Source organism: Sphingobium sp. FW305-3-2-15-F-TSA7 (genome assembly GCF_058787155.1).
On sequence record NZ_JBYSZM010000008.1, the window covers coordinates 116441 to 136636 of the forward strand.

Annotated in this window: 17 protein-coding genes; 4 read left to right on the forward strand and 13 right to left on the reverse strand. The window is 65.3% G+C overall.

Annotated elements, in window-relative coordinates; translation table 11 throughout:
• The first annotated feature begins 19 nt into the window (after nt 1–19).
• Nucleotides 20–1756, forward strand: coding sequence for a tetratricopeptide repeat-containing sulfotransferase family protein (locus tag AC3WN8_RS08240; protein WP_492668920.1), 1737 nt, complete (start codon nt 20–22; stop codon nt 1754–1756).
• A gap of 629 nt (nt 1757–2385) precedes the next feature.
• Nucleotides 2386–5109: a TonB-dependent receptor domain-containing protein gene (locus AC3WN8_RS08245; RefSeq protein ID WP_492668921.1), complete on the forward strand. Its 2724-nt coding sequence runs from the start codon at nt 2386–2388 to the stop codon at nt 5107–5109.
• 149 nt (nt 5110–5258) lie between these two features.
• Here AC3WN8_RS08245 and AC3WN8_RS08250 read toward each other — a convergent pair whose 3' ends face one another.
• The 13 genes from AC3WN8_RS08250 to AC3WN8_RS08310 all read right to left on the reverse strand — a co-directional run bounded on the left by AC3WN8_RS08250 (nt 5259) and on the right by AC3WN8_RS08310 (nt 15433).
• Nucleotides 5259–6161, reverse strand: a complete 903-nt coding sequence (locus AC3WN8_RS08250; RefSeq protein WP_492668922.1) for a hemolysin family protein — start codon at nt 6159–6161, stop codon at nt 5259–5261.
• 12 nt (nt 6162–6173) lie between these two features.
• Nucleotides 6174–6677 (reverse strand): rRNA maturation RNase YbeY, encoded by a 504-nt coding sequence (gene ybeY, locus AC3WN8_RS08255; protein WP_492668923.1) that lies wholly within the window; start codon nt 6675–6677, stop codon nt 6174–6176.
• Nucleotides 6677–7672, reverse strand: coding sequence for a PhoH family protein (locus AC3WN8_RS08260; protein WP_492668924.1), 996 nt, complete (start codon nt 7670–7672; stop codon nt 6677–6679). Before AC3WN8_RS08260 ends, ybeY begins: the two co-directional genes overlap by 1 nt.
• Nucleotides 7673–7832: 160 nt before the next feature.
• Nucleotides 7833–9164: a tRNA (N6-isopentenyl adenosine(37)-C2)-methylthiotransferase MiaB gene (gene miaB / locus AC3WN8_RS08265; protein WP_492668925.1), complete on the reverse strand. Its 1332-nt coding sequence runs from the start codon at nt 9162–9164 to the stop codon at nt 7833–7835.
• Nucleotides 9165–9187: 23 nt separating this feature from the next.
• Entirely contained in the window at nt 9188–9949 is a 762-nt protein-coding gene (locus AC3WN8_RS08270) for a lysophospholipid acyltransferase family protein (protein WP_492668926.1), read from the reverse strand.
• Nucleotides 9921–10343, reverse strand: coding sequence for a Fur family transcriptional regulator (locus AC3WN8_RS08275; protein WP_492668927.1), 423 nt, complete (start codon nt 10341–10343; stop codon nt 9921–9923). The genes AC3WN8_RS08270 and AC3WN8_RS08275 overlap by 29 nt, the downstream gene beginning before the upstream one ends.
• A 112-nt stretch (nt 10344–10455) precedes the next feature.
• Complete coding sequence (locus AC3WN8_RS08280; RefSeq protein WP_492668928.1) at nt 10456–10869, reverse strand: Ros/MucR family transcriptional regulator; 414 nt, start codon at nt 10867–10869, stop codon at nt 10456–10458.
• 107 nt (nt 10870–10976) lie between these two features.
• Entirely contained in the window at nt 10977–11462 is a 486-nt protein-coding gene (rimI, locus tag AC3WN8_RS08285) for a ribosomal protein S18-alanine N-acetyltransferase (RefSeq protein WP_492668929.1), read from the reverse strand.
• Nucleotides 11459–12070: a tRNA (adenosine(37)-N6)-threonylcarbamoyltransferase complex dimerization subunit type 1 TsaB gene (gene tsaB / locus AC3WN8_RS08290; RefSeq protein WP_492668930.1), complete on the reverse strand. Its 612-nt coding sequence runs from the start codon at nt 12068–12070 to the stop codon at nt 11459–11461. The genes rimI and tsaB overlap by 4 nt, the downstream gene beginning before the upstream one ends.
• A 15-nt stretch (nt 12071–12085) precedes the next feature.
• On the reverse strand, nt 12086–12679 hold the full coding sequence (locus tag AC3WN8_RS08295) for a malonic semialdehyde reductase (protein ID WP_492668931.1): 594 nt from the start codon (nt 12677–12679) through the stop codon (nt 12086–12088).
• A gap of 41 nt (nt 12680–12720) precedes the next feature.
• Nucleotides 12721–13293, reverse strand: a complete 573-nt coding sequence (locus AC3WN8_RS08300; protein WP_492668997.1) for a NifU family protein — start codon at nt 13291–13293, stop codon at nt 12721–12723.
• Between the two features lie 71 nt (nt 13294–13364).
• Nucleotides 13365–14066 (reverse strand): glutamine amidotransferase, encoded by a 702-nt coding sequence (locus AC3WN8_RS08305; protein WP_492668932.1) that lies wholly within the window; start codon nt 14064–14066, stop codon nt 13365–13367.
• A 65-nt stretch (nt 14067–14131) separates the two neighbouring features.
• Complete coding sequence (locus AC3WN8_RS08310) at nt 14132–15433, reverse strand: M20/M25/M40 family metallo-hydrolase (protein WP_492668933.1); 1302 nt, start codon at nt 15431–15433, stop codon at nt 14132–14134.
• A gap of 412 nt (nt 15434–15845) precedes the next feature.
• Here AC3WN8_RS08310 and AC3WN8_RS08315 point away from each other — a divergent pair, with 412 nt between their 5' ends.
• On the forward strand, nt 15846–17180 hold the full coding sequence (locus tag AC3WN8_RS08315) for a DEAD/DEAH box helicase (RefSeq protein ID WP_492668934.1): 1335 nt from the start codon (nt 15846–15848) through the stop codon (nt 17178–17180).
• 86 nt (nt 17181–17266) lie between these two features.
• Nucleotides 17267–20188 carry a M16 family metallopeptidase gene (locus tag AC3WN8_RS08320; protein WP_492668935.1) on the forward strand — a complete coding sequence of 974 codons (2922 nt, stop codon included), beginning with the start codon at nt 17267–17269 and terminating at the stop codon, nt 20186–20188.
• Nucleotides 20189–20196: the final 8 nt, after the last annotated feature.

Consider the following 20196-nt stretch of genomic DNA (forward strand, 5'->3'; position numbering starts at 1 on the left):
CGTAGGGGTCTGAACCGCGATGGGGCCGGCGGAAGCCACGGACAGGATGCGGCGCGCGCTGGCGCTTCAGGCATCCGGCGATGCCGCCGCCGCCCTGGCGGGCTACCGTGCCATTCTCGTCCATTATCCGCTTCATGCCGATGTCCTGCACAATGCCGGCGTGGCCGCGCATGCGCTGGGCGAGGTCGACGAGGCGGAGCATCTGCTGCTGACGGTCGTGCGCCACCATCGTGGCCATCGGCCGTCACGCGACAGCCTGGCCCGGATCTGGGCGTCGCGCGACGCTACCGACGACCTCCGGAACGTGGCCGCGAGCCCGGACTGGAAAGCGGCGCTTTCGCCCGAGACGATCGAACGCGTCGCGGGCGCGCTTCAGCGGGGCGGCGACTATTCCGCCGCGATGGCGCTGTTCACCGAACTCTCCGGGCAATGTCCGGACAATGTGGGGCTGCTGCTTCGCATGGGGCAATGCGCGCTTGCGGCGGAACGCTTCGATATCGCGCATGGGCATTATCAGGCGCATCTCGATCGGTGCGGGAATGGCGACGACGCGCTGATCGGGCTTGGCCGCGCGCTGCTGGGGCAGCATGGCGCGGTCAAGGCGCCCGAATATTGGCGAGAGGCCCGGGCGGCATTCGAAACGGTCGATCAGGCTTCGCCAGCCTATCCCAAGGCGCTGCTCCACTTGGCCGAAATGGCCGAAGAGGATGGCGATTTCGTCCAGGCGGAGCGCATCTATCGCGACGTGCTTACGCGCGATCCGGCTTCGATCGGGGCGATGGCCGGGCTTGCCGCGCTCAGGAACGTCGGTTTCGGTCCGGACGATGCCGCGATGCTGCGAACGCTGTGCGACAATGCGCGGGCCGGTGCGTCGACCCGGGCAAAGGGGCTGAAGGCATTGGGCAAGAGGCTGGATACCGCCGGCAACTATGCGGCCGCCTTCGCCTGTTTCGCCGAGGGGAACGAGATCGCTTCGGCCGGCCGCCGCTTCGACGCGGCCGCGCACCGCGCCGATATCGACGGGATCATCGCTCATTATTCCCCGGAGATGCTCGCCCGGGATCATGGCGGCAGCGAGAGTGACAGGCCGATCTTCATCATCGGCATGCCGCGCAGCGGCACGACGCTGCTCGAGCAGATACTGTCCGGCCATCCCGAAATCGGGAGCGGGGGAGAGATCGGTTTCTTCCTTTCGCTCGATCGCAATGGCGAGGCGCTGCATGGCGACCGGCCACTCGCCATATCGGACGTGGCGACCCGCTATCTCGCGATCCTCGACCGCATCGACGACCGGTCGGCGCATGTCGTGGACAAGATGCCCTTCAACTTCCTGCATGTCGGGATAATCATGGCGGCCTTTCCGCGCGCGCGGATCATCCATTGCGAGCGGGATCCACGCGATGTCGGCATATCCTGCTTCGCCGAAAGCTTCAGCGACGCTTTCCCGTTCGCCTGGCGGGTGGAGGATATCGCGGCCTATATCGCCGATTACCGCCGGCTGATGGACCATTGGCAGATGGCGGCGCCGGGCCGGATCGCCACCATCCGCTACGAAGCGCTGATTTCCGATCCGGAGGGCGTGACGCGATCGCTGTTCGAACGGCTCGGCATCGCCTGGGACGAGCGCTGCGTGAAGCGGCGCGAGACCAGCACCGTCCGCACGCCGAGCCGCTGGCAGGTCCGGCAGCCAATCTACTCCTCATCGATCGATCGATGGAAACATTATGCCGATTTCATTCCCGCACTGCTGAAGTGATCGCGATCGCGGGCGACTGCGTCGTCGCCAGGTTCGGCTCAACCGTTTGAAACGCGGCGTCCGGCGCTGACACAAGCCAATTTGCGAAAGCCGGCGTCGGCCACCGGTGTGATGGCTGTGAACACTTTCTGCCATTGCTCAGAATAATGTAACATTAATTTCACTATCCGCTCGCCCGGCGATCGTCGGGCGAGCGGGGCGAATTCGACTGCCCCGATATTCTCACAAAATGATGTAATATCAAATATTAATGCCAGAATCATGCGCTCGGGATCGGGCGGATCGATCTACCGAAACGGTATCTCCGCTCGTCGGAAACCTCTGCCGTATCCCACCATGGGAAACCCCGCAATCGTGCCTTTATCGTTGTGAAATACGACAAAATCCGCAGGTTTTGTTGCAAGAATGACAATTTATTTTCGCTTGGAGCAAAGTCCATGTTGACAGTTTTATTTCATCATTCGTATGTTGCGCCCATTGGAAGAATCCTCCTGCCTTTCGATCAGAAGGCAGATATCCAGGAATTGCCGTGATATACGCGGCATTCTCGCTTGTCATTTTTGACAAAAAACTATCAGTTTGATGAGCGAAAGGCGGAAATAGCGAATTTATAGCCAGAAGGGGGCTCTATGTTTTCGATCAAGGGACGTTCGCGGGCAATCGGCTGGGGAGGCAGCCTGCTCGCACTCGCCATGAGCTTCGCCGCACCGGCATGGGCGCAGGTTGCCGCCGATCCGGAAGCGGCCGTACCGGATGAAGAGAGCGAAGCAATCGTCGTCACCGGGTCACGCATCGAGCGCGCCGGTTTCGAAGCGCCGACACCGACGACGATGATCGGCGAAACCGAGCTGCGTCAGGGCAATCGCCCGAGCATCGCCCAGATTCTCAACGACCAGCCGCAATTCCGCGCGACGTCCACACCGACCACCACCATCGGAAATACCGGCTCCAGCTCGTCGAGCGCGGATCTTCGCGGGCTCGGCGCGACCCGCACGCTCACCCTGATCAATGGCCGCCGTTTCGCCGGCAGTACCGATCTCAACAATATTCCGATCAGCGTCATCAAGCGCGTCGACATCGTCACCGGCGGCGCGTCGGCCGCCTGGGGGTCGGGCGCGGTCGCGGGCGTCGTCAACATCATCCTCGACGATGCGCTCAAGGGGCTGACCCTGGGTGCCGACACCGCGATCACATCGCGTGGCGACGGCTTTCGTTACGGCTTCGACGGTTCCTACGGCACCAGCTTCGCGGATGGCCGCGGGCATGTGATGATCGCGACCGAATATCTCCGGGAAAAGGGCGTCGGCGGTCGCAACGACGGATCGCGCCCCAATCTCGACGCCGCGCTCCACACGTCGGGCACGCAGTTGCTGCTCGCACGGGACGTGAATTTCACCAACGCCACGCCGGGCGGCATCATCATGAGCGGTGCGCTGGCCGGCCTCACCTTCAATCCGGACGGCACGCTCAGCCCGTTTCCCTACGGCACGCTGACCAACGCCACCGCGACGGTCGGCGGCGGCGGGCGCAGCCAGTACGACTATCTCTACGTCTCCAATCCCTATGAACGCATCAACCTGTTCGGCCGCGCAAGTTTCGAACTGAGCCCGGCCGCCACGATCTGGGTCGATGCCGGCTACACGCGCATGTCGTCGGATTATGCATTCTTTCCCGAAGTCGCGCGCGCGACCGCGACGAGCGGCGGTCTCGCCTTTTCAAAGGACAATCCGTTCCTGTCGCAGGCGCTTCGCGCCCAGCTTGCCTCTGGCCCGGACATCTTCCGCATGGGCCGCTTCTTCGACGATATCGGCCCGATGGGCTATATGAAGTACGAATATGTCCGCGAGAATATCGAAGTCGCAGCGGGCGTGGACGGCGAGATTGGCGGCGGCTGGAAATACAGCGCCTATTACGGCCATGGCGAGTTGCGCAACGATCAGGCGCTCAAGAACCAGCGTATCATCCCGCGCTTCGCCGAAGCGATCGATGCGGTGGCCAACCCGACCACCGGCCTGCCCATCTGCCGGATCGCGCTGACCGATCCGACCACCGCCTGCCGCCCGCTCAACCTGTTCGGAACCGGCAACGCCTCGGCGGAGGCGATCGCCTATGCGTTCGGAACCGGATCGGGCATTTCGACCAACAAGCTGGATACGGCAGGCGCCAGCCTGCGCGGCGATCTCTTCTCCACCTGGGCGGGTCCGGTGTCGATCGCGGTCGGCGTCGATGCGCGCTGGGAAAGCGTGGAGACCACCAACGATGCGCTGTCGCAGGCCAGTGCGCTCGCCGCGCTGAACTTCAGCGTGCTCAACGGCGGTTTCGACGTGAAGGAGGGCTTTGGCGAAATCGTCGTGCCGCTGCTCGACGTGGCGGGCGTCGCCGATCTCAAGCTGAACGGCGCCGCGCGCTACAGCGACTATAGCAACAGCGGCGGTATCTGGTCATGGAAGGTGGGCGGCACCGCGCGATTGTTCGGCGACATATTGCTGCGCGGCACACATTCGCGCGACATCCGCTCGCCCAGCATCAATGAACTGTTCGCCACCCGGATCACCAACGGTCAGAACATCTCCGACCCCTTCAACGGAAATGCGATCGTCTCGATCATCCGCTATGGCGGCGGCAATGCCAATCTGGTGCCTGAAATCGCGCACACCACGACGATCGGCGGCTCCTATTCGCCGTCCTTCGCGCCCGGCTTCAATCTCTCGGTCGACTATTACAAGATCCGCATCGACGACGTGATCGGATCGCTCAGCGGTCAGGATATCGTCACCCAATGCTTCAAGGGCAATCAGGCGCTCTGCGCCTCGATCGTCCGTGACAGCAGCAGCACGATCACGACGATATTCGCGACCTTCCTCAACCTCGCCAGCTACAAGACCCGGGGCATCGACTTCGAGGCATCCTATGTCATGCCGATGGATAGGCTGGGCGATACCCTGCCGGGGACGCTGCGTTTCCGTGCCCTCGCGACCTATGTCGACTCGCTGCGCATCAATGATGGCGTCAATGTCTACGACCGCGCGGGCGATGTCGGCGAGTCGGCGTTCACGACGCCGAAATGGCGCGGCACCGGCAGCATCACATATCAAAGCGAGGATTTGGGCGTCGACCTGCGCGTTCGCTATGTCGGCGGCGGCAACTATAACAGCCAGCAGGCCATTTTGAACAACCAGGTGAAGAGCCGGACCTATATGGATCTGGGTGCGCAGGTCAAAGTCGAGGGCTTCACCCTTTCTGCGACCGTGAACAACGTGTTCGACCGCGATCCGCCCTTCGTCGCCTATGGCTCGCCGATCTACGACGTGCTCGGCCGCATGTTTCAGATGGGCGTGAAGGTCAATTTCTAGAGCTTGGCTCCTCGGGGCGAAAACGCGGAGCGCTTCCGCCCCGACCGCTCTAGGGCACGCGATCCGCCGGAAGCGGATCTCGTGCCCTAGGCTTTTGTTTTGTCGCGATTTTCGAGTCGTTCGATGATTCCATCGAACTACAAATCGCTCTAGATATCGTCGACCGCGATCGGTTGCGGTGGTGGCAGCAGGCGGACGCGCAGCACGCGCCGTTCGTCGCCTTCGGTGATCTCGATCGTCCAGCCGCTATGATGCTCGACGCTTTCGCCGGGCTGCGGGACATGGCCGGCCAGCACCACGGCCAGGCCGCCGATCGTGTCGACATCCTCCTCGACTTCGGCCAGCCGCGGATCGATCCGCTCCGCTATATCCTCGAGTTCGGCGCGCGCATCGGCATCCCAATTGCCGTCGCCGCGCGCAACGATCATTTCCTCGGGTTCGTCGTCATGCTCGTCCTCGATGTCGCCGACGATCTCCTCGACCAGATCCTCGATCGTCACCAGGCCTTCGGTGCCGTCATATTCGTCGAACACCACCGCCAGATGGGTGCGTGTGGTGCGCATCTCGGCGAGCAGGTCGAGCACGCCCATCGTTTCCGGCACGAAGCGCGGCTGGCGCAGCAATGTCGTGATGTCGGTCGGGGTCTCGCGGCCCTCCGCCAGGATCACGAACACGTCCTTGATGTGGATCATGCCGATGATCTGGTCGAGGGTCTCGCGATAGACGGGCACCCGGCTATGGCCATGCTCGGTGAACAGGGCGACCAGCTCGGCGAAACTCGCGGTTTCGGGAATGGCGATGATGTCGGCGCGCGGCACCGCGACATCGCCGGCATCGCGCTCGCCGAAATGAAGCAGGTTGCGCAACATCTGGCGTTCGATGGGGGACAGGTCGCCAGCGGCCTTGCGGCCATTGTCGTCCTCATGCTCCTCGATCGCCTCTTCGATCTGGTCGCGGAGAGTCGGCTCGCTCTCGTTTCCGAAGATCAGGGACCGCAGTCCCTTCCACAATCGGCCGCTGCTACTGTCGCCGTTCCCGGAATCGTCTGGCATCGCGTTTACGTGTCAGTCCCTGTTATAGGGGTCCGCCAGCCCGATCGACGCAAGTGCGCGTGTCTCCAGCGCCTCCATCGCTTCGGCCTCGGCCTCGCCCTGATGATCATAGCCTAGCAAATGGAAGGTGCCATGGACAATGAGGTGCGTGGCATGATCCACGACGCTGACGTCCTTTTCCGCCGCTTCGCGCACGCACACGCCGCGCGCGAGCACGATATCGCCCAGAATCGCCTCGCCGTCATCGGTATTGGCCAGCACTTCGAGCAGGTCGGGCTGGACCATCGGGAAGGACAGGACGTTGGTCGCCTTGTCCTTGCCCCGATATTGGGCGTTGAGCTGGCGCACTTCCTCGTCGTCGGTCAGGCGGACGGTCACTTCGACGCAGAGCGTGCGGGTCAGCCAGTCGGTATGGGCGCTATGCTCGATCGCGAGGCGCACCGCGGCATCGGCCAGCGAATCCCAGTCGGCGCCGTCGTCCCAATCCGGCTCTGTCTGAACGGCGACGTCAAGCATCAGGCATCGGGCCCCTCATAGGCCTGGACGATCTTGCCGACGATCGGATGGCGGACGACATCGGCCGCGTTGAAGCGGATCACCGAAATGCCCTTGATGTCGGTGAGCTTGCCCACCGCGTCGGCCAGGCCCGATTTCCCGGGGTCGGGCAGATCGACCTGGCGCGGATCGCCGCAGACGACCATGCGGCTGCCTTCGCCGAAACGGGTGAGGAACATCTTCATCTGCGCGGGCGTCGTGTTCTGCGCCTCGTCGAGGATGATGAAGGCATTGGCCAGCGTGCGGCCGCGCATGAAGGCGATCGGCGCGATCTCGATCTCGCCCGATGCGATGCGCCGCTCGACCTGCTCGGCGGGGAGCGTGTCGTAGAGCGCGTCGTAAAGCGGGCGGAGATAGGGATCGACCTTCTCCTTCATGTCGCCGGGCAGGAAGCCCAATCGTTCGCCCGCCTCGACCGCGGGGCGCGACAGGATCAGCCGGTCGATCGATCCGGTGATGAGCTGGCTCACCGCCTGCGCCACCGCCAGATAGGTCTTGCCGGTGCCCGCGGGCCCCAATGCGAAGATGATCTCGTCGCGCGCCAGCGCGTGCATATAGGTGATCTGCGTCGCCGATCGCGGCACGATCGTCTTCTTGCGCGTTCGGATCATCACGCTCGGCGGCTCGGCCACGTCATGGCGGATGATGCCGTCCAGCGTCGGTTCGGAAGACATGGCGATCACCGCCTCGACCATGCCCGAATCGACATCCTCGCCATGGACGATGCGATTATAGAGGCCGGTGAGGACATCGCGGGCGCGGGCGGCGGCGGCCGCTTCGCCCTCGATCTGCAGCTTGTTGCCGCGTGCGGCGATATAGACGCCGAGCCGGTTTTCGATGGCGACCAGATTCTGGTCATATTCGCCGAACAACCGGCCGAGGAGCTGGGGCTTTTCGAAGACGATCTCGAGACGCGAGCGATCGCCGATCTGGGCTTGCACTGGCTTGCGCGACATAAGGCTCCTTGAGCACGTCCGCGGGCGCGGTGCCCGCAGCGGACGGCACTACAATGATGCGGTGACGACATTGTGTCCATCGCCACATGCGCGCCGCCGCAAATTTCCGGCGGCTGTCGCACAAAGGGCACAATGGCGCCTCGGCGATCGGCGTCGATCGTCAGGCCGCGCGGCGCTCCGCCGCGACGCCGACGACGCTGTTCGGCGCGGCCGAAACGATCTCGACCGGCAGCAGCGATCCGGCCTCGGGGCCGTTCTCGACGATCACCGACTGGAGCCAGGGCGACTTGCCGAGCTTCTGGCCCGGGCGCTTGCCGTCGCGCTCGATCAATATGTCGGTGAAGCGGCCGACACTGGCCAGGTTGAAGCGATGCTGCTGCTCGTTGAGCAGTGCCTGGAGCGCCTGGAGGCGCTCGTCCATCACCTCGGGTGTGATCTGGGCGTCCATGCTCGCGGCGGGCGTGCCGGGGCGCGGCGAATATTTGAAGGAATAGGCCATCGCATAATCGACGTCGCGGACGATCTGGAGCGTCGCTTCGAAATCGGCATCGCTTTCACCGGGGAAACCGACGATGAAATCGCCCGACACCGCGATATCGGGCCGGACGGCGCGGACGCGCTCGATGATCTTCAGATAACTTGCCGTGGAATGGCTGCGGTTCATGGCCTTCAGGATCGTGTCGCTGCCCGACTGGACGGGCAGATGCAGGAACGGCATCAGCGCGTCGATGTCGCGATGCGCGGCGATCAGCCCGTCGCTCATGTCGTTGGGATGGCTGGTGGTGTAGCGGATCCGGGCGATGCCGGGGATGAGCGCGATCGCTTCGATCAGGTCGTGGAGACCGCGTCCGTCCTCGTCCAGCCAGGCATTGACGTTCTGGCCGAGCAAAGTGATCTCGCGCGCGCCGCCATCGGCCAGCGCCTTGGCCTCGTCGACGATCTGGGCCCAGGGGCGGCTGATCTCGGCGCCGCGCGTATAGGGGACCACGCAATAGGTGCAGAATTTGTCGCACCCCTCCTGCACCGTCAGGAACGCGCTCGGCCCCTGGCGGCGTGCGCGGCGCGGCAGTACGTCGAATTTGGACGCGGCCGGCATGTCGGTATCCAGGGCATGGCCGCCCTTCGCTGCCTGCGCCACCAGCGCGGGCAGGCGATGATAGGCCTGCGGACCCACGACGATGTCGACCTGTGGCGCGCGGCGGTTGATTTCCGCGCCTTCGGCCTGCGCGACGCAACCGGCCACCGCGATCATCGGGCGCGGGCCCTGTTCGCGCCGCACCAGGCGGCCGATGTCCGAATAGACCTTTTCCGCCGCCCGCTCGCGGATATGGCAGGTGTTGAGCACGACCAGGTCGGCGCTGTCGGCATCGGCGGCGGTCAGGCCCTGCGCGCCGAGCATCTCGCCCATGCGTTCGCCGTCATAGACGTTCATCTGGCAGCCGAACGACTTGACGTGAAAAGTCTTCGGCGCGGAGGTTTCGGGATCGGTCATGGCCGCGCCTATACAGCGATGGCTCAGGATGCGGAAGCGAGCGCGTCAGCGATCCGGTTGCGTGCTTCGGCGGCGATCGCCTTGCGGTCGGCGCAGCCGGCCGGATCGAACGGATCGAGGAAAGTGAGCCGGGCCGCGAAACGTCCCGCGCGCTTCAGGATGCGCGTCGCATTCTCGCCGCCGGGCTCGTCGCCGACCCAGGCGATGTCGGCCATCGCGACGCCATAGTCGATCAGCACCGGCTGGACCTGCATCGCGCGCGGGGGTGGAGACAGGACCGCGAGCAGCGATGCCTTGAAGGGAAGGATGCCGTTGCCGTCGCCGGTGGTGCCTTCGGGAAAGATGGTGATCGGCTGATGCGCCTCTACCGCGGCGCGCACCGCATCGACCTGCGCCGCGACCGATCGCCGATCGGTGCGCGCGACGAAGACGGTGTTGTTGAGCGTCGACAGCCAGCCGACAATGGGGGTTCGCGAGACATCGTCCTTGGCGACGAAGGCGGTGCCGGTGGCGCCCGCCATCACCAATATGTCCATCCAGCTCAGATGATTGGCGATGAAGAAGACGTCGCGTTTGAGTGGCCGGCCCCGAATCTCGACTGCGGCGCCGAAGATGCGCGCGACTCCGCCGAGGAACAGCCTGGGCCAGGGGGATGGCTGGCGCACGATGCGCCAGAGATAATGGGCCGGCAGCAGGAAGATCAGCAGGAGCAGTGCCGCGGCCAGCCGCGCGGACAGGCGGATGGGGCCGAGCGCGTCAGCTCTTGCGATCGAGAGCGACGCCATAGAGCTCCATGCGGTGGTCGACGAGGCGATAGCCGAGCTTTTCGGCGATCTGCTTCTGCAGCGCTTCCAGTTCGGGATCGACGAATTCGATCACCTTGCCGGTCTCGACGTCGATCAGATGGTCGTGATGCGCTTCGGGTGCCGCTTCATAGCGCGCCCGGCCGTCGCCGAAATCGTGCCGCTCCAGGATTCCGGCCTCTTCGAACAGGCGGACGGTGCGATAGACGGTGGCGATCGAGATGCCGGGATCGATCGTGGCCGCGCGCTCGTGGAGCTTCTCGACGTCGGGATGGTCCTCGGCTTCGGAAATGACGCGGGCGATCACGCGCCGCTGCTCGGTGATCCTCAGGCCATTCTCATGGCACAGGGCTTCGACATCGATCTTGCGGCTCATGATTCTCGCTCTTCTCGCCCCGAAATCCCCATATGGGGGATCCTAGCCGCTTTTGAAGGTGTGGAAAAGGGCGGCGGCGCAAAGGGACACGCCGCCACTCTTTTTTAGAGGCTCAGCGCTTGCGGCGCTTGGTGCCGAGGCCGATCTTCTTGGCAAGCGAACGGCGCTGCTCGGCATAGTTGGGGGCGACCATCGGATAGTCGGCCGGCAGGTTCCACTTGGCGCGATACTGCTCGGGCGTCATCTGATAATGGGTCATCAGGTGCCGTTTGAGCATCTTCAGCTTCTTGCCGTCCTCGAGACAGACGATGAAGTCGGGTTTCACCGAAGCGCGGATCGAGACCGCGGGTTCCTGCTTCACTTCGGGCGCGACTTCGGGCGTGCCGAGACCGGCGAGCGCACCGTGAACATTCTGGATGAGGAGAGGAAGATCGGAAACTGCGACGCTGTTGTTGCTGACGTGCGCCGCGACAATGTCGGCTGTTAATGTGATCAGCGTTTCTGCAAGCTCATTATGCTCGTCCATAGTCTCTCTCTTCTGGGTCGGATCGCGGCGCAAGGGGGTCGCGGCGCGCGCGCTGCATAGACGCCGGGCTTGCGGCTGACAATAAAGGAGCGGCGGATTTTCAGGTATCAGAGCGAGAGACTATAAGTATGCGCATCGAATAAATCGCTGTTGGCGCCGCGATAATAATTGGGGCGCTCTCCGACTTTGGAAAAGCCGTTCGCGGTGTAGAGAGCGATCGCCGGATTGTTGGATCGCACTTCGAGGAACAGTCGCGTCACGCCGCGACGTCGGGCCGTCTGTGCAACGGCGGCGATCAGCTTTGCGCCGACACCCTGGCGACGTGCTTCGGGATGGACCGCGATCAGCAGCAATTCCGCTTCGTCGACGACGGCGCGGGTGAGTGCGAAGCCGGCCGGACGACCGTCGAGTTCGGCGATCAGCAGCCAGGCGGTGGGGCTGGCCAGGATTCCGGCGCACTGCGCCGAGGTCCAGGCCTCGCCATAAGCCGGATCGAATGCCGTGCGCATGATCTCCATCACCGGCGCGAGGAAGGTCGCATCCGCGCTGGCCACCCGCACCACGCCGCGTCGTCCGGTCTCGGTCATCGTCATGCCATCGGTTTCGCGTCGGGTGCGCGGCCATAGATCGGCGCCGCCGCCAACATGCGGAGTTCGGCGGGAAGGGTGACGACATGCGCGGCGTCGAGACCGGCCGCCATGGCCTGTCCGGAGCCGCGGGCCGCGACCAGCGTCTCGGCGGCATTGCCGACGATCCGCGCATCGGGCGCGAAGCGGGCGGCGTCATCGGGAACGAGCGAGGCAAGATCGGACAGGGGCTTCATCGGCTCCTTCGCGAAGCGCTGGACGAAGATCTGACCATGCCCGCCGTCGATCGCGACCGCAAGCGTATCGACGCCGGTCCAGTCGGCACCGGCCGCGATCAGCGCGAGCGAGGAATAGCCGCGGACTTCCGCCCCCCAGGCGAGGCCGAGCGCGCGGGCAGCGGCCAGGCCGACGCGCACGCCGGTGAAGCTGCCCGGTCCGCAATCGACCAGGATCACGCCGGCGCGTCCCTTGTCGGGCAGCGCCGCGATCATCGGGATCAACCGTTCGGCATGGCCGCGGCCGACCTCCTCATGTGCCCGGGCGATCACGGCGCCCTGCTCGATCAGCGCGACCGAACACGCGCCGGTCGCGGTCTCGATGACGAGCGTGCGCATGCCGGCCGAACGGCTTCAGGCGATCGTGTTGAACCGCTCGAAAGCGGGACGGGGCAGGCGGCCGAAGATCGTTGCCGGATCGCCATAACCGAGCGTGGAGATGAAGTTGGATTTCACATTGGGCGTGTCGCCGAAAAACGCCGCATCGACCGCGGCGTTGTCGAAACCCGACATCGGTCCGGTATCGAGGCCCAGCGCGCGCGCGGCCAGGATGAAATAGGCGCCCTGGAGCGAGCTGTTGCGCAGCGCGGCGACTTCGCGCGCCGCGGTGTCGCCGAACCAGTTGCGCGCGTCGGGCGCGTGCGGAAACAGGTCGATCAGCTGCTCGTGGAAATCCACGTCCATGCCGATGATCACCGTGACGGGCGCGATACGGATCTTCGCGCCATTGGTCCCGCTGGAAAGGTCGGCGAGCTTGTCCTTGGCGTCCTGGCTGACGCACCAGATCAAGCGCGCCGGCAGCATGTTGGCAGAGGTCGGGCCCATCTTCATGAGCTCCCAGATCTCGTGGAGCTGGCCCTCGCTCACCGGCTTGTCGAGATAGCCGTTATAGGTGCGCGCGGCGCGAAACAGCGTGTCGAGCGCGTCCGACGAGAGCGGCTGGCCCATATGTGTCTTCCCCTTGTTGCTGATATTCGGAATGCGGCGGATCAGACCGCCTGGACGCTCGTCACTTCGGGCACGTAATGCTTCAGCAGCGACTCGATGCCGTGCTTCAGCGTCGCGGTCGACGATGGGCAACCCGAACAGGCGCCCTGCATCTTGAGATAGACGGTACCCTTGTCGAAACCGCGATAGATGATGTCGCCGCCGTCATTGGCGACGGCCGGGCGAACGCGCGTATCGATCAACTCGCGGATCTGCGCGACGATGTCGGCATCCGCGGGATCATCGTCGAAGACATCTTCCGCCGGAACGGTGATGCCCGCGGCGCTGCCGGGGCGGAACAGCGGCATTTCTGCCGAGAAATGGTCGAGCAGGACCGACAGGACCTGTGGTTTCAGGTCGTTCCAGCCCACACCGGGGGCTGCCGTGACCGACACGAAGTCGCTGCCGAAAAAGACGCCGACGACGTCGCCCAGCGAGAACAGGGCTTCCGCCAGCGGCGATGCCTCGGCCTCTTCCGGAGACGCGAAGTCGCGTGTGCCGGCGTCCATCACGGCGCGGCCGGGCAGGAATTTGAGCGTCGCCGGATTGGGCGTGGTTTCGGTCTCGATCAGCATGATGCCCATGTGGGGCTGGAGACCTGGCCGATCAAGCCAATTCTCCTTTATCCCGGCATAGCCGGCCCGCTTTATGCCAGCGTCGCGAGCCAGCGGTCGATCATCGCGCGGCCCGCCGCCACGCAGTCGGGCCCGATCCGGTCATAATCGGCGCGCAGCGCGGGGCCTTCGAGGCCCAGTACGGCCAGGCTGTCGGCCGAATTGGCGATCCAGTGATCGATCCGGGGGTCGATGCCCATCTCGGCATGGAATTGCAGCGCGAGCAGCGTGTTGCCGCGCCGGAATGCCTGATGTGGATAAAGCGGGCTGCGTGCCAGCCATTCGGTGCCCTCGGGCAGGTCGAACGTGTCTCCATGCCAGTGGAGGACCGGCGTATCGCCGAGCGCGTCCAGCGGAGAGCCATTGCCGGCCTCGGTGACTTCGATCGGGTGGAAACCGATTTCCTGCGAGGGGCCGGGATAAACGTCGGCACCCAATGTCGCGGCGATGATCTGCGCGCCCAGGCAGACGCCGAGCGTCGGCCGATCGGCATCGAGCCGGCATCGCAGCCGTTCGATCTCATGATCGATCCAGGGATGCGCGTCGCGTTCATACACGCCCATCGGCCCGCCCATGAGCAGCACCAGATCGGGTGAGACCAGATCGGCCTCCGGAAAGGCGGGATCGGCCACGTCGATGCGGTCGAGCACATAGCCCGCCTGTTCGATCGGCTCGCGGAAGCCGGCTATGCCCTCATAAGGCACATGCCGGACGATCAATGCGGTCTTGGTCACGCCGCTCCATGCCGGGCGGCGCGGGGAATGGCAAAGTGCTTTTGCTATTCCCCGGCTGGAAAAAGCTATCGCGGCTCGCGGCTGAGCCGCGTCATCAGGATCGCGGCGCGCTTGGCCTGGCGTGGGAAGCTCGACAGATCGACGGTCTCGCCCGGCGCATGGCTGCCGCCGCCCGACGGGCCCAGCCCGACCAGGCCGGGCAGGTCGGCCGCGACGAAGCCGATATCGCCCGCGCCGCGCTTGAGCGGGTCGAGCGGCTGCATTTCGGCCAGGCCGAGGTCGCGGTTGATGCCGTTGAGCTTGCCGAGCAGCGCGCGATTGCCCTCGGTCGGCGCCATGGCGGGATAGCCGCCGGGATCGAAGCTGATCTGGGCGGTCGCGCCGGCCAGCGGGCGCGCGACGATCGCCTGCATCTTGCCCTTCACGCGATCGATCTGGTCGTTCGACAAGGCGCGCAGGTCGCCGCGCGCGATCGCGGTGGCGGCGATGATGTTGGATTTGCCGGCAACGGTGCCGGCGATCTTGCCGTCATTGAGCGTCACGTCGCTGCCGCCCGCGATCAATCCGACGTTGAACGTCAGATTGGGTTCGGGCAGCTCGGTGCGGAACGCGGTGACGATCTTCGCCAGGCCATAAATCGCACCGTCGCCGACGCCGGGTGCGAAGATCGCGCTCGAATGGCCGCTCTTGGCGGTCACCGTCACGCTCCAGCTGTCGCTGCTGCGCCGGGCGATCGAGCCCATGTCCTTGCCGTCCTCGATGTTCAGCCCTTCGAAATCGAGTGCGGCGTCGGCGCGCTTGCCCGCTTCGATCAGGTCGCGGCGCGCCACGTCGATCGGATCGCCCGCATCCTCCTCGTCGCCGGTCAGCACCACTTCGATATCGGCGTCCTTGAGCGTGCCGGCGGCGTGCATGGCGCGCAACGCCATCACCATCACGACGATGCCGCCCTTGTCGTCGCCGGCACCGGGGCCTTCGCCGATATCACCCTTGCGCGTGAAGGTCTGGAACGGCGAGGACGGCTCGAACACCGTGTCGAGATGGCCGATCAGCAGCATCCTCTTGCCGCGGCCATTGCCCTTGTGGACGGCGATCAGATGGCCGGCGCGCTTGGTCTCGGTCATCGGCACCCAGCGGACGGCGAAGCCCAAGGGCTCGAGTTCGGCGCGCATCATCTCGCCGACCTTGGTGACGCCTTCGGGATTGAGCGAGCCGGAGTTCTGGTTGACCAGCTTTTCGAGCAGCGCGATCGACCGGTCCTGATCGGCGTCGACGGCGGCCGCCATCTTGCGTTCGGCGGGGGCGAGGGCCGCATGGGCGGGAATGGCGAGCAATGCGGCGGCCAGGGGCGCGAGAAGGATCTTCATGCGGCGGTTGTGCTGGAAGTCGTGCCGACGGGCAAGCGGTCAGGGCGCATGGAATCATGCATGGGCGGCATCAGGGCGCTTGGTCGTGCTTCTTCTTCTTTTCCGGACGCTTCACGGAATAGCTGGATCCCCGCTTTCGCGGGGATGACAAAGGGGGAAGGGGGGCGAAATCAGCTCGGCCCCGGCCGCCTGCCTTGCTTTTGCCACGGTCTTCGACCATATGCGCCGCAGCGCACAAGGCCGGTGGACCGGCCCTGACCATATTCGGCAGCGTGAACGCCCGGTTTCCCGGGGCCGGCCGAACCAGATGCGCTTTTGCCAAAGGCTTCCCTTTTCACGCGGGTCGTCATCGAACCCCGCGGTTCGTGCGCCAGCGATGACGCGCGCCTCGCATAGATTGTGAGTTACAGATTTGACCAATTTCACCCAGCTCGGCCTTGCCGAGCCCATTCTGAAGGCGCTTGCTGCCAAGGGCTATGACCAGCCCACGCCGATCCAGGCAAAGGCGATCCCGTCCTTGCTCGAAGGTCGCGACCTGTGCGGCATCGCGCAGACCGGCACCGGCAAGACCGCAGCCTTCGCACTGCCCAGCCTCGACTATTTCCACAAGAATCCGAAGCCGACCCCGCTCGGCGGATGCCGGATGCTCGTGCTTTCGCCGACGCGTGAGCTGGCCAGCCAGATCGCCGCCTCGTTCCGCGACTATGCGCGCTTCATGCGCCTGTCGGTCGAAACCGTGTTCGGCGGCGTGCCCGTCGGCAAGCAGATCCAGCGTATGCGCGCGGGCGTCGACATTCTCGTCGCTACCCCCGGCCGCCTGCTCGACCTGATCGACCAGCGTGCGCTGACGCTCAAGGATGTCGAGATCTTCGTGCTCGACGAAGCCGACCAGATGATGGACCTCGGCTTCATTGTGCCGATCAAGAAGATCGACAAGATGCTGCCCCGCAAGCGGCAGAGCCTGTTCTTCTCGGCGACGATGCCCAAGGCGATCTCCGAGCTCGGTGACCGTTTCCTGACCGATCCGGTCAAGGTGTCGGTCGCGCCGCAATCGTCGACCGCCGAGCGCGTCCGCCAGTACGTCACCTTCGTCAACGGCAAGGAGAAGCAGGCGCTGCTCACCCTGACGTTGCAGAACGAGAAGATCGAGCGCGCGCTGATCTTCACGCGCACCAAGCATGGCGCCGACCGTGTCGTGAAGCATCTCCATGCGGCGGACATCGGCGCGGCGGCGATCCACGGCAACAAGAGCCAGCCTCAGCGCACCGCCGCACTCGGCGCGTTCCGCAAGGGTGAGATCAAGTTCCTCGTCGCGACCGATATCGCCGCGCGCGGCATCGACGTGCCGGGCGTGAGCCATGTCTTCAACTTCGAGATGCCCAACGTGCCGGAACAATATGTCCACCGCATCGGCCGCACCGCGCGCGCCGGGGCAGAGGGCGTTTCGATCAGCTTCGTCGATGGCGAGGAAAAGGGCTGGCTGCGCCAGATCGAGCGTCTCACCGGCGTCAAGCTCGACACGATCCCGCTGCCCGAGAATTTCCTCGCCGAAGCCGCGAAGCTGCCCAAGGCGGCACCCTCGACGCGGTCGGAGCAGCCGCCGCGCGGCGGACGCGGTCAACAGCCGCGCCGCCATGACGAGCGCCGCGACCAGCCTGCGGGCGATCGGCCCAAGCGGCCGTTCCGCCGCCGCCGCAGCGGCGTCGGCGCGCACAAGGGCGCTGTGACCAAGATGGGCGGTCGCTGAACAATCGGGGCTCTCTCCTTGGCGGAGAGGGCCCTTTTCATAATCCGTGTTGGCAAGGTTCATCTTTGACCGGTAGGATCGCGCCCATGACGTTCCAGTACCGGCGCATGACGCGCCTCGCCGTCCTTCCCCTCATTGCCGTGCTCGGCTTCTCCGCGGCGAACCTGTTCGCGCAGGATCCCGCGAAGCGCGGCGTCGCCAGCGCGGCGCCCGTCGCACCCGCGCCGCGGCCCGCGCCCTGGCTGTACGTCAACAGCGACGTACCCCAGGAAAAGGCATGGCTGTTCGGCACGCTCGACAATGGCCTGCGCTACGCGATCCGCCGCAATGCGGTGCCGCCGGGGCAGGTCTCGATCCGTGTGCGCATCGATGCCGGGTCGCTGATGGAAAACGACAGCGAACTCGGTTTCGCGCATTTCCTCGAACATCTTTCCTTTCGCGGGTCCAAGGATGTGCCCGAGCTGGAGGCCAAGCGGATCTGGCAGCGGCTGGGCGCGACCTTCGGGTCGGACAGCAATGCGTCGACCACGCCGACCGAGACCGTCTACAAGCTCGACTTGCCCCAGGCGAGCGCCGCCAGCGTCGATGAAAGCCTGCGCATCCTCTCCGGCATGATGGATTCGCCCAATATCAGCGACCAGAGCGTCAGTTCGGAACGCGCCGTTGTGCTGGCCGAACAGCGCGAGCAATTCGGCGCGGCGGTGAAGGTCGGCGATGCCTTGCGTGCGCATTTCTTCAGCGGGCAAAAACTTGCCAAGCGCTCGCCGATCGGAACCACCGCGACGCTGACCGGCGCGACGGCGGCGGGGCTGAAGGCCTTTCACGACCGCTGGTACCGCCCCGAACGCGCAGTGGTGGTGATTTCGGGCGATCTGGATCCGGCGGCGATGGAGGCGATGGTACGAAGCCGCTTCAGCGGCTGGAAGGGCGACGGCACCGCACCCGCCGACCCCGATTTCGGTACGCCCGACATGAAGGCGCCCGCCGCGGCCGCGGTGGTCGAGCCCAGCTTTCCCACGATGATCCAGATGGCCGTGCTCCGGCCCTGGGAACAGGTGGAAGACACCATCGCCTATAATGAGGGGCTAATGGTCGACGCGGTGGCGCTGCGCATCATCAATCGCCGGCTGGAAACGCGCGCGCGCGCCGGCGGCAGCTTCCTCCAGGCACAGGTCGATCAGGAAGACGTGTCGCGCTCGGCGGACACCACCACGGTCTCGCTGGTGCCGATCGGCGACGACTGGCGCGCGGCGCTGCGCGACGTGCGTGCGGTGATCGCGGAAGCGACGACGACACCCCCCGGTGCCGCCGATATCGAGCGCGAGGTGAGCGAATTCGATCTCGCACTGCTCGGCCAGGTCGAGAATGCGGGTGCCGAGCCGGGCTCGAAACAGGCGGACGATCTCGTGCGCGCGGTCGATATCCGCGAGACGGTGACCACGCCGCAGGGCGCCCTCGACATTTTCCGCAGTGCCAAGCGGCTGTTCACGCCCGAACGGATCCGCGATTCCACCAAGCGGCTGTTCGCGGGGGCGGGCCCGCGCATCCTGCTGATCACGCCCAAGGCGCTGCCCAATGCGACGCAGCTTGCCAGCGCCGCGCTGTCCGAAACCGTGACCGCGTCGACGCTCGGTGCCAATGCGCGCGCCGTGACCTTCGACGACGTGCCCAAGCTGGGCACGCCCGGGACGGTGCTGAGCCGTTCCTCGCTCACCCAATTGCCGATCGAGACGGTCAAGCTGTCCAACGGCGTCAACCTGATCCTGTTTCCCAATCAGGGTGAGCCCGGCAAGATCTACGTCTCGGTCCGCTTCGGCAATGGTTACAAGGCCTTGCCCGCCAAGCGCGAGACCCTGGCCTGGTCGGGGCCGATGGCGCTTGTCGGCACCGGCATCGGCGATCTCGGGCTGGAAGAGCTCGACCGGCTGACCAATGGCCGCAAGATCAACATGGGTGTTGCGATCACCGAGGACGCGTTCGTGCTGAGCGCCGAGACGCGCGCGCCCGATCTGTCGGATCAGCTGAAGCTGCTTGCCGCGAAGCTGGAGACGCCGGGCTGGGATCCCGCGCCGATCGTCCGCGCCCGCGCGCAATTGCTCGCGAGCTACGAGATCATGAGCGCTTCGCCGGGCAATGTGCTGACCCGCGATCTCGACGCGCTGGTGCGCGGCGGCGATCCGCGCTGGACGACGCCCGACCGCAAGGAGATCGAGTCGCTGACGCCTGAGAGCTTCCGCGCACTGTGGACGCCTTTGCTCGCGACCGGCCCGATCGAGGTGCAGATCTTCGGCGATTTCAAGACCGAGGATGCCGTCAATGCCGCGCTCGCGACCTTCGGGGCGATGAAGCCGCGCGGTGCCGCGCCGATCGAGCCCGGCAATGCGCGGACGGGCGTGCCCGTCCATGTCGCCAAGCCCGTGATGCGCACGCATAGCGGCCCGGCCGAGCAGGCCGCGGCGGTGATCGCCTGGCCGACGGGCGGCGGCCTCGATGCCGTCGTCGAATCGCGCAAGCTCGAAGTGCTCGCCGCGATCTTCAACGATCGGCTGTTCGACCAGCTGCGCAACGCGGCGGGCGCCAGCTACAGCCCGACGGTCGCCAGCCAGTGGCCGACCGGCATGGACAATGGCGGCTATATGATCGTGCTGGGCCAGTTGAAGCCCGAGGGCGTCGACCTGTTCTTCAAGCTCAGCCGCGAGATTGCGGCCGACCTCGCGGCAAAGCCGGTCGATGCCGACGAACTGGCGCGCACGCTGGGGCCGATCAAGCAATATTATGCGCGGGCCGGAACGGCCAACCAGTTCTGGCTGCGCCAGACCGCGGGCTCGTCGCGCGATCCGCGCCGGATCGCGGCAATGGCAAGCCTGGCGCGCGATTTCATCCAGATCACGCCGGAACAGATCCAGGAAACCGCCAAACGCTATCTGGCGCCCGGCAAGGATTGGTCGATGGTGGTGCTGCCCCAAGCGGCACAGAAGGCGCCGGCGAAGAAGACGGCAGCGCGCTGAGCTTGAGA

What these genes read in the sequence shown, in the direction of transcription:
- AC3WN8_RS08240 (WP_492668920.1), top strand. Translation starts at nt 20, where the DNA reads ATGGGGCCGGCGGAAGCCACGGACAGGATGCGGCGCGCGCTGGCGCTT.
- AC3WN8_RS08245 (WP_492668921.1), top strand. Translation starts at nt 2,386, where the DNA reads ATGTTTTCGATCAAGGGACGTTCGCGGGCAATCGGCTGGGGAGGCAGC.
- AC3WN8_RS08250 (WP_492668922.1), bottom strand. Translation starts at nt 6,161, where the DNA reads ATGCCAGACGATTCCGGGAACGGCGACAGTAGCAGCGGCCGATTGTGG.
- ybeY (WP_492668923.1), bottom strand. Translation starts at nt 6,677, where the DNA reads ATGCTTGACGTCGCCGTTCAGACAGAGCCGGATTGGGACGACGGCGCC.
- AC3WN8_RS08260 (WP_492668924.1), bottom strand. Translation starts at nt 7,672, where the DNA reads ATGTCGCGCAAGCCAGTGCAAGCCCAGATCGGCGATCGCTCGCGTCTC.
- miaB (WP_492668925.1), bottom strand. Translation starts at nt 9,164, where the DNA reads ATGACCGATCCCGAAACCTCCGCGCCGAAGACTTTTCACGTCAAGTCG.
- AC3WN8_RS08270 (WP_492668926.1), bottom strand. Translation starts at nt 9,949, where the DNA reads ATGGCGTCGCTCTCGATCGCAAGAGCTGACGCGCTCGGCCCCATCCGC.
- AC3WN8_RS08275 (WP_492668927.1), bottom strand. Translation starts at nt 10,343, where the DNA reads ATGAGCCGCAAGATCGATGTCGAAGCCCTGTGCCATGAGAATGGCCTG.
- AC3WN8_RS08280 (WP_492668928.1), bottom strand. Translation starts at nt 10,869, where the DNA reads ATGGACGAGCATAATGAGCTTGCAGAAACGCTGATCACATTAACAGCC.
- rimI (WP_492668929.1), bottom strand. Translation starts at nt 11,462, where the DNA reads ATGACGATGACCGAGACCGGACGACGCGGCGTGGTGCGGGTGGCCAGC.
- tsaB (WP_492668930.1), bottom strand. Translation starts at nt 12,070, where the DNA reads ATGCGCACGCTCGTCATCGAGACCGCGACCGGCGCGTGTTCGGTCGCG.
- AC3WN8_RS08295 (WP_492668931.1), bottom strand. Translation starts at nt 12,679, where the DNA reads ATGGGCCAGCCGCTCTCGTCGGACGCGCTCGACACGCTGTTTCGCGCC.
- AC3WN8_RS08300 (WP_492668997.1), bottom strand. Translation starts at nt 13,293, where the DNA reads ATGCTGATCGAGACCGAAACCACGCCCAATCCGGCGACGCTCAAATTC.
- AC3WN8_RS08310 (WP_492668933.1), bottom strand. Translation starts at nt 15,433, where the DNA reads ATGAAGATCCTTCTCGCGCCCCTGGCCGCCGCATTGCTCGCCATTCCC.
- AC3WN8_RS08320 (WP_492668935.1), top strand. Translation starts at nt 17,267, where the DNA reads ATGACGTTCCAGTACCGGCGCATGACGCGCCTCGCCGTCCTTCCCCTC.